General features: G+C 41.3%; 11 protein-coding genes. 8 read left to right on the forward strand and 3 right to left on the reverse strand.

Features of this window, described 5'->3' with window-relative positions; genetic code table 11:
• The 8 genes from ftsY to J8M01_RS02100 all read left to right on the forward strand — a co-directional run.
• Positions 1-1,049 (forward strand): signal recognition particle-docking protein FtsY (gene ftsY, locus J8M01_RS02065; protein WP_211056832.1); only part of this gene is annotated, 1,049 nt, incomplete at its 5' end.
• A gap of 74 nt (positions 1,050-1,123) precedes the next feature.
• Positions 1,124-1,801 (forward strand): cell division ATP-binding protein FtsE, encoded by a 678-nt coding sequence (ftsE, locus tag J8M01_RS02070; RefSeq protein WP_192508496.1) that lies wholly within the window; start codon positions 1,124-1,126, stop codon positions 1,799-1,801.
• The gene (gene ftsX, locus J8M01_RS02075) at positions 1,798-2,784 is read left to right on the forward strand and encodes a permease-like cell division protein FtsX (protein WP_211056833.1); all 987 of its coding nucleotides are present in this window, start codon (positions 1,798-1,800) and stop codon (positions 2,782-2,784) included. The genes ftsE and ftsX overlap by 4 nt, the downstream gene beginning before the upstream one ends.
• Positions 2,785-3,049: 265 nt before the next feature.
• Entirely contained in the window at positions 3,050-3,913 is an 864-nt protein-coding gene (rpoH, locus tag J8M01_RS02080) for an RNA polymerase sigma factor RpoH (protein WP_210995340.1), read from the forward strand.
• Between the two features lie 150 nt (positions 3,914-4,063).
• Positions 4,064-4,798 (forward strand): 1-acylglycerol-3-phosphate O-acyltransferase, encoded by a 735-nt coding sequence (locus J8M01_RS02085; RefSeq protein ID WP_211056834.1) that lies wholly within the window; start codon positions 4,064-4,066, stop codon positions 4,796-4,798.
• The gene (gene rraB, locus J8M01_RS02090) at positions 4,776-5,111 is read left to right on the forward strand and encodes a ribonuclease E inhibitor RraB (protein WP_192508492.1); all 336 of its coding nucleotides are present in this window, start codon (positions 4,776-4,778) and stop codon (positions 5,109-5,111) included. Before J8M01_RS02085 ends, rraB begins: the two co-directional genes overlap by 23 nt.
• 207 nt (positions 5,112-5,318) lie before the next feature.
• Positions 5,319-6,575 carry an HD domain-containing phosphohydrolase gene (locus tag J8M01_RS02095; protein WP_211056835.1) on the forward strand — a complete coding sequence of 419 codons (1,257 nt, stop codon included), beginning with the start codon at positions 5,319-5,321 and terminating at the stop codon, positions 6,573-6,575.
• A gap of 552 nt (positions 6,576-7,127) precedes the next feature.
• Positions 7,128-8,393, forward strand: a complete 1,266-nt coding sequence (locus tag J8M01_RS02100) for an outer membrane protein transport protein (RefSeq protein WP_211056836.1) — start codon at positions 7,128-7,130, stop codon at positions 8,391-8,393.
• Between the two features lie 86 nt (positions 8,394-8,479).
• Here J8M01_RS02100 and J8M01_RS02105 read toward each other — a convergent pair whose 3' ends face one another.
• The 3 genes from J8M01_RS02105 to pepA form a co-directional block, all read right to left on the reverse strand.
• Positions 8,480-11,326, reverse strand: coding sequence for a valine--tRNA ligase (locus J8M01_RS02105; RefSeq protein WP_211056837.1), 2,847 nt, complete (start codon positions 11,324-11,326; stop codon positions 8,480-8,482).
• A gap of 24 nt (positions 11,327-11,350) precedes the next feature.
• A complete protein-coding gene (locus J8M01_RS02110; protein ID WP_192508488.1) occupies positions 11,351-11,797 on the reverse strand; it encodes a DNA polymerase III subunit chi in 447 nt (148 codons plus the stop codon).
• A gap of 113 nt (positions 11,798-11,910) precedes the next feature.
• Entirely contained in the window at positions 11,911-13,419 is a 1,509-nt protein-coding gene (pepA, locus tag J8M01_RS02115; protein WP_211056838.1) for a leucyl aminopeptidase, read from the reverse strand.
• Positions 13,420-13,570: the final 151 nt, after the last annotated feature.

Genomic DNA, 13,570 nt, shown 5'->3' on the forward strand with positions numbered 1-13,570 from the left:
AAGCTGAAAGAGTCGAAGCTGAAAGAGTCGAAGCTGAAAGAGTCGAAGCCGAAAGAATCGAAGCTGAACGAATCGAAGCTGAACGAATCGAAGCCGAAAGAGCAGCAAATATAGAAAAGCCAAAAAAAGAAGGCTTTTTTGCTCGCTTGAAAAAAGGCCTCTTGAAAACCAAGGTAAATCTTGGATCAGGTATTGCGTCAATATTTAAAGGCAAGAAAATTGATGACGATTTATTTGAAGAGTTAGAGACACAGTTACTAACAGCTGACCTAGGGGTGGATACCACTATGAAGCTGATAGATAGTTTGACTGATGCAGCAGATCGAAAGCAGCTAAAAGACGGTGATGCTTTATATGAGCTGATGAAACAAGAAATGGCGGAAATGTTAAAAGAAGCAGAAAAGCCTCTTGATATCCCTAAAAATAAGAAACCGTTTGTTATATTAATGGTTGGTGTTAATGGTGTTGGTAAAACCACCACCATTGGTAAACTCGCTAAGCAATTTCAACAAGAAGGTAAGTCGGTGATGTTGGCCGCTGGTGATACGTTTAGAGCTGCGGCGGTAGAGCAATTACAAGTGTGGGGAGAGCGCAACGATATCCCTGTTATTGCACAGCACACAGGTGCCGATAGCGCTTCAGTGGTATTTGATGCTTTTCAAGCTGCACAAGCTCGTAATGTCGACGTATTAATAGCCGATACGGCAGGCCGTTTACAGAACAAAGATAACCTCATGCAAGAGCTTGAAAAAATAGCTCGAGTAATGAAAAAGTTAGATCCCGATGCACCACATGAAGTGATGCTAACAATTGACGCAGGAACGGGTCAAAACGCAATTAGTCAGGTTAATTTATTTAACCAAGCCGTTGGGTTGACCGGGATTGCACTCACAAAATTGGATGGAACTGCAAAAGGGGGGGTTATTTTTGCAGTTGCAGACAAGTTTCAAGTGCCTATTCGTTACATTGGGGTTGGTGAAGGTATTGATGATTTGCGCACATTTAAAAGTGATGACTTTATTGATGCGCTATTTAGTCAAGAAGATTAAAAGATCTAATGATCACGGGGAGCTTTTGCTCCCTTGTTTTGCTTTATAAAAACAATATAGAAAGCGAGCGAACCATGATTAAATTTGAGCAAGTCAGTAAAACCTACCCTGGTGGGCATCGCGCATTAGAAAAGGTGACATTTGAGCTAGCTCGCAATGAGCTGGCTTTTTTAACTGGCCACAGTGGAGCTGGCAAAAGTACATTACTCAAGTTGATAAGTGTTATGGAGCGACCTTCTGCAGGACATGTCTATATCAATGGGGTCGACTTAAATGTGATAAATAATCGGCAAATACCTTTTGTAAGGCGAGATATCGGCATCATCTTTCAAAATCATCGCCTTCTTGAACGCTATAATGTATTTGACAATGTTGCTTTACCTTTGGTTATTGAAGGGATGCACCACAAACATATTGCAAAGCGTGTTCATGCCGCATTAGATAAAGTAGGTTTATTAGAAAAAATAAGGTGCCAGCCAAGTACTCTTTCCGGTGGTGAACAGCAACGAGTTGGTATTGCACGCGCGATTGTTAATTCTCCTCCACTTTTATTGGCTGATGAACCAACCGGAAATCTAGATCCAGAACTGTCTATGGAAATACTCCAGCTATTTGAAGATTTTAACCGTCACGGTACTGCTGTATTAATCGCAACACATGATTTGGGTTTAATTGCGAGAATGAAGTACCGTAGCTTAACGTTAGATCATGGGCGCTTGATGCAAGACCCTTTGGCACAGGAACGGTTATGAGTTTATTGTTCAAAAGTCGAGATAAGCAAAGTAATACACAAAAAAAATCTTGGTTATTAGAGATGTATTTTTTTGTATTAATGATTATTCGCCAAGGCGTGCATAGTTTAGGTGAAATGTGGCGTACGCCAATCGCTTCATTAATGACAATACTCGTTTTGGGTTTAAGTTTGACGTTGCCGGCGACCTTGTATGTGGTTGTAAAAAATGTGCAGCAGGTCAGCAGCGGCTTTAATGATGCTGCTGAAATTTCCTTATTTGTTAAAGAGTCAATGAATGAACAGCAAACGCAAACATTAGTAAAAAGGTTAGCACTATATCCAGAGATTGACAGTGTGAGTTATATCTCCAGCACACAAGCTTTAGAGGAGTTTAAGCGTGTATCAGGTTTTGGCCACGCGTTGGATTATTTAGAGAGTAATCCACTGCCTAACGTCGTGCTCGTAACGCCCACGAGTCGCCATAGAAAGCCACAAGCTGCGCAAAAATTGTTGGATAAACTCGAAACAGAACGAGAAATCGAATTTGGTAAACTTGATATTGAGTGGCTTGAGCGACTCAATGCATTGCTGAGTTTGTTGAAAGAAAGTGTTTTTACTGTGGGTCTATTGTTATTGAGTGCCGTTATATTAATTATTGGTAATACTATCAGACTGTCAATTATGGATAAAAAGGAAGAGATCCAAGTATTAAAACTGGTGGGAGCGACGAATACGTTTATTCATACCCCATTTATTTGGACTGGCGTATGGTATGGCGTTATTGGAGGTTTGGTTGCCTTTATTTGTGTTGTACTAATGCTTTGGTGGTTAGAATCCGCCGTAACGATGGTTGCAGGCGTATATCAAAGTAGCTATGTATTACAAGGGTTAGGAGGGCAAGAGTTACTGGTTTTACTGGGTTTAGCAGTTACGTTGGGCTTTAGTGGTTCATTTATTGCCGTTGCTAAATATATTAAAGAAATAGAGCCTGACCGAGTTTAGAGTGCCATTAAAGCGCGAATGGATAAAAGGTGGTTAGCGCTGTATTCGTCATTTAAAAGTCATAGTTTTGACTTATAGTGCATGAAAGGGCAAAGTTGCCCTGTTGTGAGTGTCTAGAAAATTCAATAATTTCAATGAACTATATTTATATTTTTTTAGACGATAAAAAGCTTGCTTTTTAAGTGAAAAACCTATTATATACACCTTAGCACTCTCAAGGAGAGACTGCTAATTTGAACTAAGATACTTATCACCGAGGTGAAAAATGAGTAAAGATTTATACGCAATGGCATTAATGTCTGGACAGCAAAGTGCAAGCATGGAAGGTTACTTACAAACCGTAAGTACAATACCTATGTTAGATGCTGAGCAGGAAAAAGTGTTAGCAACTCGCCTTCAGCAAGAAGGGGATTTGGAAGCTGCAAAACAGCTCATTGTGTCTCATTTACGATTCGTAGCGCATATTGCGAAAAGTTACTCGGGGTACGGCTTACCGCAGGCAGATCTCATTCAAGAAGGTAATATTGGCTTGATGAAAGCGGTAAAACGCTTTAACCCAGAAGTCGGGGTGCGTTTAGTCTCTTTTGCTGTGCATTGGATTAAGGCCGAAATACACGAATATGTGTTAAAGAACTGGCGTATTGTGAAAGTTGCAACAACAAAGGCGCAGCGTAAATTATTTTTCAATTTAAGAAAAAATAAAAAACGCTTAGGTTGGTTTAACCAAGATGAAGTGTCAACGGTTGCATCAGAGCTAGGTGTGAGTGAGAAAGAAGTCCGGGAAATGGAATCTCGTATGAGTGGTCAAGATATGGGATTTGATTTAACCAACGATGATAACGATGATGCTCCTGCTTCGAGCTTTTCTCCGGTACAGTATTTAACTGATTCTGCAAGTGATTTGGCGGAAGAAGTTGAGCAAGAACAGTGGAAAGAGCAGTCTCAAAACCGGTTGTTCTCAGCGCTTAAGACACTAGATGAACGCTCGCAAGACATTGTTAGCGCACGTTGGTTGGCGGATGAAAAGGCAACGCTGCAAGAGTTAGCTGAAAAATATAGTGTGTCTGCCGAACGAGTTAGACAACTAGAAAAGTCTGCAATGAAAAAGCTACAGACCGCGATGAGCTGAGTATCAAGTTTGTAATAAACATAATGTATAAATACAGAAATGCCGCTTCCTAGCGGCATTTTTCTTTTATGTGCTTAGTAAAAATTTGAGCTTACAAGTGTTCGCTATTTTGATTATAATGCGTAGCAATATAAATGAGGAGCGCCTATTTTGTTAGTTTTATTGCGCATCATTGCGATGGCATTATTTATTATTTTAAGTGGTATTTTAGGGTTATTGATGTGTTTGGTGAGACCATTTCATCATAATAATGTTCATGTCATTGCTAGCTGGTTTGGGAAAATGTCATGTGTTATTGGTGTGAAGCTAGAAATAACACGTCATCCAGACAGTGAGCAAATAGGACCTGCTATATATGTTGCGAATCACCAAAATAACTATGATTTGTTTACATTGCCAGCAGCAGTACCGAGAAGTACAGTTAGTATGGGTAAAGAAAGTTTAAAGTGGATCCCATTTTTTGGCCAAATGTATTGGCTATCAGGCAATATTTTAATAAACCGAAGTAACCGTTCAAAGGCTATGGGGACTTTGGGTAAGTCAGCACAGAAGATTAAGCAACAAAGGCTTTCAGTATGGATGTTTCCAGAAGGCACACGAAGCTATGGTCGTGGTCTACTGCCTTTTAAAACGGGCGCGTTTCATACTGCAATGAATGCAGATGTTCCTATTGTGCCAGTATGTATGAATACCACGCATAATTGTATTAAACTAAATCGCTGGGACAATGGTACAATATATATTGATATGTTAGCGCCGGTTTACCTTGATAAAAAAATCAGTGCTAGAGACCATGCTGGGGCAATTCAGGCATTAATGCAATCTAGAATTACCGAGCTTGATGCGAAAATGAGAGATAAAAATGGAAAATTGGCGCGAAATTAGCGAAGAAATTGTAGAGTCACTATTAGAGGATGGCTCATCAACCGATACTTTATATGAAGTTGAGCATCACTTTGTTTGCGAAGATTTTGATAAATTGGAAGCTGCTGCACTTGCTGCATTTAAGCTTGGCTATGACGTTGAAGAGCCTGCTGAATTAGAGTTAGAAGACGGTGGTAAGATTTGGGGCTTTGATGTTGTTGTGGAAGTTGAATTAGACGCCGATGTGATTATGGAAGATGTTGATAAATTGGCGGCGTTAGCGGTTGAACATAATATCGAATACGATGGTTGGGGAACGTACTTTCAAGAGTGATCAGTTTGAAGGCTAATTAAATACCAAAGAAAAGGAAGCGAGTGCTTCCTTTTTTGTTTTAAATAGTGGTCACTGATGTTATGGGCTTGATTTTAATTTAGCAACTAAGCTAAGTAAAAATCATTAAATATGGTGTGAATGATAGACTTTTTATAGTAAAAAGTGCTATTAATCACTTTTACTATTCAATAGTGCATTAATCCTAATATGCGGGTAACGCTTCCAATTACAGAGCTTCTACCAGGTATGTTTGTTGACAGTGTCAATAAGCAGCGCAGTGATGCGGGTATTAAAATCAAATCACGTGGTATGGTTAGAGATCAAGCTATTATTGCGAAGCTATTGGCTGAAGGTGTTTTAGAGCTCAATATAGACTTTGCGCAAAGTGATATTGAGATCCCGGCGAAATACCAACCACAGCCTATAGAATCGTCCCCACCAGAGCCTATATCTAAACCACCAGAGCAGACTAAACTGGCTCAACCTTCGACAAAGAAAGTCAGTAAGGCGATAGCACCGCTAACATTAGAAAAAGAGTTTGAACGTGCAAGCCAGCATTTTGAAATGCATAACCGAAAAATTCAATCTTTATATGGTGATGTGACTGCGGGCGGGAAAGTCGACATTAGCTTGATAAGTGATGTAAGCAAAGAAATAGTTCAGTCTGTGTTGCGTAATAGCAATGCCATGGCAATATTAACTCGATTGAAAGATAAAGACGGTTACAACTGGCGTCATATGATCAATTGCACCATTTTAATTAGCGTGTTTGCAAAATACCTCGGGTTAAAAAATAGTGTTATTCAGCAACTAGCGATGGGCGCTATGTTACATGATGTCGGTCATGCACGTTTACCACAAGGGCTAGTCAGTAAAGATTCAAAACTTACCGAGCTTGAGTATAAAGCGGTTAAAAAGCATGTGGTGCAATCGCTTGGGTTAATTAAAGGTGAAAAAGGGATCACACCGGTTATGATGGATGTGATTATTAATCACCATGAACGTGTTGATGGCAGCGGTTACCCAAGAAGGCTTCGCGGAGATAAAGTGAGTAAAGCTGCGCGTATTATGGCCATTATTGACGTGTATGACGCGATGACATCTGATAGGCCTCATCAAATGAGTGAAGAGCCCGTTCATGCGCTTAGGTATCTATTAGCAAATAAAGAACAGTTTGACGCAGAGCTTGTACAGCGATTCATCAAGTGTATGGGGGTTCACCCCGTAGGGACAATCGTTAAGCTGACAAATGAACGCTTGGCATTAGTGTTAGAAGGTAATAAACAAGCACCAACCGCACCGAAAGTACGTGTTTTTTATAATACCAAACATATGCATCATATTACGGCAAAAGAATTGGATTTAAGTGATGCAGAACATGAGGTGAAAATTGTTGCGAGTGTGAGACCTCTAGATTATCAAATTAATTTATCCCGCCTGTTAAAAGAGCATCTGTTGGTTTAGATTTACTGCAATGGCGTAGCTTCTGTTTGCGGGCTGACAATAAAGCGCCTGATAAGCAACTACTCATGAGAAGTAACCACACATAAGTCCCATCTTGCGTGTGAAAAGCAAAGCAGCAACATCCCAATGAAATAAGTGAAAATAATATCGAAGCTAACCAGTAATGATTGATTGGGTTATCACACTCACCAGCATGGTTACATGCACAATAGTTTGCCTTGCAAAAACTAAATACACTGGCGCCTGAAAATAATAGTGCCGCAACTACGAGTATTATCATTGTTATCATTATTTAGTTCTCCATACTGAATCAAGCCTGAGCAAGAGTATACAAAGTTAAGGTGATTCGTCAATACAAATAAGAATTAATATCAATTGCAGGTTTGGTCAGTAAGTCATCCGATCTGTTCCTATATTTCATTATTTGCTGTTAAGTTGTGCAATTGGAAGCTTAATTTCCGTTAGTTTGAAGATTTTTGTTTTGAATTTAGGTAGGGTGTAGCCGATTATTTAGATGTCGGTACATAACCGGGTTTACAGATGGGAATGAAAATGACGGGATTTAAGAAAACTTTATTAGCATCGAGTGTGATGCTGTTATCTGGGCAAACATTTGCTGCAGCGTTTCAGTTGGCGGAGCAAAGTGTATCGGGTCTTGGGCGTGCATATGCAGGTGAAGCTTCGGTGGCTGATGATGCGTCGGTCGTGGCACGTAATCCAGCATTGATGAGTCAGTTTAAAGGGTCAAAAGTGAGTGTGGCTGCAATGTATGTTAAACCTGATGTTAGCTTGTTAGGCACTTCGACTAATAATGGGTTGAGCCCATCAGTGCTTGATAGTAACAGCATTGCGCCAAGCGCGATCGTACCTGCTGCATTTTATACGACAGATCTAGGAAATGACTGGTATGTTGGTGTTGGCTCATACTCCCAGTTTGGGCTTGCGACCGAATTTGCAGCCGATTATGCACCAGGTCAGCTCGCTGGCGAAACCGAGATTATTACGATTAACACCAAATTAAGCGTTGCTTATCGGCTTAATGATGCTCTGACAGTTGCATTGGGTTTAAACCATGTCTACGCAGATGCAAAAATTTTGCGTACCTTTGGTGCATCACCAACGGCGATACCTACTGCAACAGAGGCAGTTAATTTAGAAGGGGATGATCATGCGTATGGTTGGGATGTGGGTTTTAGTTATCAGTTAGACAAACACAATCGTTTTGGTGTGCATTATAGAAGTGAAACTGATGTGCGTTTTGAAGGAGAGTTTAGCAACCAGTTGCCAGCAGGTGCACCGTTTTATGGTACGCAAGATCAAGCGCTGCCAGGCTTTGTTGAACTGACTTTACCCGCGATTGCTGAAGTGTCTGGTTCTCATCAAATTGATAAGCAAACGGCCTTACACTACAGTGTTGTATGGACTGGGTGGAGTAGTTTTAAAACCCTAGCGGCGCAAGTTGAGGGACGTGGCACCGTGTTTAGTAAAGATGAAAACTTCTCGAACTCACTGCGTTACGCTGTTGGTGGAGATTATCAATATAGCGAACATTTAAAGTTACGTGCCGGTATAGCTTATGATGAATCCCCTGCCGATCAGCATCATATGTCAATTTCTATTCCGGATACGGATAGAACCTGGTTTTCATTTGGTAGTGAATATCAATTAACAGCCAAGAGTAGTGTTGATATTGGGGTGAGTATACTACGGGGAAAAACACAGAACTTTGTAGAATCAGATAACCTAGGCCAACAGTGGGGTTTTGAATCAAAAGGGCACGCAACGGTCATAGGTGTTCAGTACAATATGCACTTTTAATTAGAATCTTTGTTAAAAAGAAAAGGGCAGTATTCACTGCCCTTTTTTATTGATGTTTATTAAATTGAGCGTGTTAGTCTCAGGTTTTATAAACTTTCAATTTTTGTTTTTTGCTCTAATAGTTTACTTTTAGCATCTGAAAATTCAGCGAGCTTTTCTTTCTCTTTCGCTAATACGGCTTCAGGTGCATTATTTACAAATTTTTCATTCGCCAGTTTCTTTTCCACTTGCGCTAGGCCTTTTTCGGCTTTTTCAAGCTGTTTTGCAATACGTGCAAGTTCCGCTTCAACATCGATAAGGCCAGCCATTGGGATTAATATCTCTAGGTTACCAACAAATGCAGTTGCACACGCAGGGGCATCATCTGTATTTTCAAGTACAGTAAACTCTTCAAGCTTCGCAAGCGCACTTAAGAATGCTTTGTTTTGCTCTAGGCGGCGTAAATCTTCAGCATCTACTTTGGCCAGTAGAACACTTAATGGTTTGTTTGGACTAATGTCCATTTCACCACGAATGTTACGAATGGCCAGAATAAACTGTTTCACCCACTCCAAATCAGACATTGCTTGCGCATCTACTTGGCTTGCGTCAAATTCAGGGAAGTTTTGTAGCATGATGGTATTTGCTTCAATACCGGCCAATGGTGCAACACGTTTCCAGATAGTTTCTGTAATGTATGGCATGAGTGGGTGCATTAAGCGTAGTAAACCTTCCAATACGGTGATCAGAGCATGGCGCGTACCACGTTGCTGTGCTTCATTCCCCTTAAATAAAACTGGTTTTGTGAGCTCTAAATACCAATCGCAGAATTGGTTCCACGTAAACTCATAAATGGTATTAGCTGCAAGGTCAAAACGGTAATTATCAAGGTGCTCAGTAAACGTTTGTACTGTATTTTGAAATTGACCCAAAATCCAGCGGTCGGCTAATGAATATTCTTTTTCACCACTACTAAAACCACAGTCTTGTTCTTCAGTGTTCATTAACACGTAGCGACTGGCATTCCATAACTTGTTACAGAAATTACGATAACCTTCTAAACGGTTCATATCCCAATTGATATCACGGCCAGTCGATGCCATTGCCGCAAGGGTAAAGCGTAACGCATCAGTACCGTGTGGTTCGATACCATCAGCAAAGGTCTTACGGGTTGTTTTCTCAACTTTGGCAGCCACTTTTTCTTGCATTAAGTTGCTAGTACGTTTGGTTACAAGGCTTTCTAAGTCGATGCCATCGATCATATCGAGAGGGTCAAGTACATTCCCTTTAGATTTTGACATTTTATCGCCATTTTCATCGCGAATAAGGCCAGTGACATACACCGTTTTAAATGGGACTTGTGGTTTGCCATCGTCATCTTTAACAAAGTGCATAGTCATCATGATCATGCGGGCGACCCAGAAGAAAATAATATCAAAGCCAGTAACAAGTGTATCAGATGGATGGAATACTTTTAAATCATCGGTATTTTGTGGCCAGCCTTGGGTTGAGAACGTCCATAAGGCAGATGAGAACCACGTATCAAGTACGTCTTCATCTTGAGTTAGAGCGACGTCGTCAGCAATATTATTGTCACGGCGAACTTCTGCTTCATCACGACCAACAAACACATTACCTTCTGCATCGTACCAAGCTGGAATACGGTGTCCCCACCAAAGTTGTCGTGAAATGCACCAATCTTGTACGTCGTTCATCCAAGAGAAATACATATTCTCGTACTGTTTAGGGACAAATTGAATGTCACCATTTTTTACAGCATCTTTTGCCGGTTCAGCAAGGGGGGCTACGCGTACATACCATTGATCTGTAAGCAGAGGTTCAATCACAACCCCTGAACGGTCGCCGTAAGGGACCGTTAGGCTGTGGTCGTCAATTTTTTCAAGTAAGCCAGCTTCTTCAAACTCAGCAATAATCTGTTTACGAGCATCAAAGCGATCAAGACCTTGGAAACGCTCAGGAATTGGCGCATCTAGTTCAAGTTCTTTACCATCAAACGTATAGCCTTCACCTGCGGTTAATACGGCCGCATCTTTATTAAATACGTTGATCATAGGTAGTTGATGACGTTTACCGACTTCATTATCATTGAAATCATGAGCAGGTGTGATTTTTACACAACCAGTGCCTTTTTCCATATCAGCATGTTCGTCAGCAACAATGATAATGCGACGATTTACAATCGGAAGTAAAATTTCTTTTCCGATTAAGTTTTGGTAGCGTTCGTCATCTGGGTTAACTGCAACTCCGGTATCGCCAAGCATTGTTTCAGGACGGGTGGTTGCCACAACAATATAATCTTTCCCATCGTGTGTTTTAACACCATCAGCCAGTGGGTAACGTAAGTTCCACATATGACCTTGCTTGTCTTTGTTTTCAACTTCTAAATCAGAAATTGCAGTATGTAGTTTTGGATCCCAATTTACTAGGCGTTTACCACGGTAAATTAAATCTTCTTTATGCAAGCGAACGAAGACTTCTTTTACGGCTTCAGATAAGCCGTCATCCATCGTAAAACGCTCGCGCTCCCAATCAACTGAGGCGCCGAGACGACGAAGTTGCTTGGTGATTGTGCCACCTGATTGCTCTTTCCATTCCCAGATTTTGTTAATGAATTCGTCGCGCCCTAGGTCATGGCGAGTTTTCCCTTCTTCGGCTGCGAGTTTACGTTCAACAACCATTTGCGTTGCGATACCTGCGTGGTCTGTACCGACTTGCCATAAAGTATTATTGCCTTGCATACGCTTGTAACGCGTTAGGGTATCCATGATAGTGTCTTGGAATGCATGGCCCATATGCAGGCTACCCGTGACATTTGGAGGTGGGATCATAATTGAATATGCGTCACCCTTGCCAGATGGCTTAAAGTAGCCATTATCTTCCCAGTCTTGGTATAAAGACTGCTCTATATCTTGTGGATTATAGGTTTTATCCATTTCACAGAACCTTAATAAAATACTTTAGTTTTCAATTTCTTTGGTAGAAATATTGGCACCAAACTGACGTAAACTTTTAAATCGTTCACGAGCGGCTTGCTTGGCGGTTTGTTCAGCGGGTACAAAATCATACACCGTACTGAAGCGTCTAATAAAATTAGGTAGATGCGTCGCTAAATTGATCAATACCGCTCGTTTTCCTACGGGAGGTGTTTGACCTATTTCGACCGGAGCTCCGCCTTTTGGACCTTCACCTTGTAAATTGTGAGGCACAAAACTGTCGGGCTCAAAACACCACAAATGTTCATCAATAGCATGTGCATCATCAATCGAGTCGACATAAATAAATATGCGCTGCCCGGCACGATACTGTTTGGCCGCCGTTCGAGCGGCTAGATCAAAATGAGCCGGGCATGTTGCTCCCAGCTCATTATCATGCTTTAACACATAAAACTGTGCATTGATGGTCATGGCGTTGGCTTAATCTTAGGCACTTGGTGATGTTTTTTTATCATCAATTAGTGCGTTCAAAATAAAGCCGCATTTTGACACATAAAGCCAGCGCCATCAATCAAGCACAGAGGTTAATCCTGCTGTGCGTCACTCACCTCAATACGGTTTAGCAAGTATTGAGTCAACATTGGGACTGGGCGGCCTGTTGCCCCTTTATTCTTTCCACTTTTCCATGCTGTGCCAGCAATGTCTAAATGCGCCCAATTATACTTTTTAGTAAATTTAGATAAGAAACATGCTGCTGTGATGGTGCCGGCTGCACGACCTCCTAAATTAGTAAAATCAGCAAATGGGCTGTCAAGTTGGTCTTGATAATCATCCCATAATGGCAGTTGCCATGCTCTGTCGCCGCTTTGCTCGCCGGCCTTAAGTAAGTCGTGGGCAAGTGGATTATGGCTTGATAATAAGCCTGTTGCATGCGCACCTAGGGCGACAATACAGGCACCGGTCAAAGTGGCAACGTCGATCACAATTTCAGGCTCAAACTTTTCTACATACGTCAGTGCATCACACAGAACTAAACGCCCTTCGGCATCAGTATTGAGCACTTCAACGGTTTGTCCTGACATGGTGGTGAGTATATCGCCAGGACGATAAGCATTTGAGCTCGGCATGTTTTCACAGCCGGCAAGAATACCGATTACGTTTATCGGAAGTTGCATTTCTACCAGTGAGCGCATTAAACCGATAACGCCTGCGGCACCGCCCATGTCGTATTTCATCTCATCCATCGCTTCGCCAGGCTTAAGTGAAATGCCGCCTGAATCGAAGGTAAGGCCTTTACCAACAAATACTATTGGAGCTTGTTCTTTATTACCACCAGAGTAGTTGATGACTGACATAACTGATTCATTGACACTACCACGGCCAACAGCCAGATATGAATGCATACCTAACGCTTCCATTTCCTTTTCGCCAAGGAGCTCAACAGAGACATTATCAAATTCTTCAAGTACTTTTGCTTGCTCACCCAAATAGCGCGGATTACAGATATTTGGTGGCATGTTCGCGACGTCTTTACATAGTTTTGCACCAGAAGCAATCGCTAAACCATGTTCAATCGCGGTTTCGCCGATGGTGAGTTCTCGTCTAGTTGGCACATTGAATACAATTTTGCGTAACGGGCGACGTAAATCAGTCTTTTTACTTTTTAATTGGTTAAAAGTATATAGGCAGTCCTGTGTTGTCTCAACTGCTTGGCGTACTTTCCAATAGGTATCTCTGCCTTTGACATGTTGTTCAGTCAAAAAGCATACGGCTTCCATTGAGCCTGTGTCATTTAGAGTATTGATGGTTTTAGAGATAATTTGTTTATATTGCTTATCGTCTAATTCTCGCTCTTTTCCACAGCCGACTAATAGGACACGCTCGCTGAGGACATTGGGTACATGATGTAATAATAATACTTGTCCCGGTTTACCTTCTAAATCACCACGGCGTAGTAAGTTTGAAATGTAGCCATCACTGATTTTATCCAGCTGCTCACCGATTGGAGATAAGCGGCGTGGTTCATATACGCCAACAACAATGCATGCACTGCGCTGCTTTTCGGGGCTACCACTTTTAACGCTAAATTCCATTACGACTCCTGAGTCTATTGTTATGTCTTTTTGAACTTTATATGTCTTCTGCAATCAATACCATAAAAGCAGTATTATCTCTCGTGCGTCGGTATAAAAATTACGTTTGATGACATATAATAAAGTGACTAAAATAACCAGTTTACTCAAA

This window comes from Pseudoalteromonas sp. MMG005 (genome assembly GCF_018101015.1).
GTDB classification, from domain to species: Bacteria; Pseudomonadota; Gammaproteobacteria; order Enterobacterales; family Alteromonadaceae; genus Pseudoalteromonas; species Pseudoalteromonas aurantia.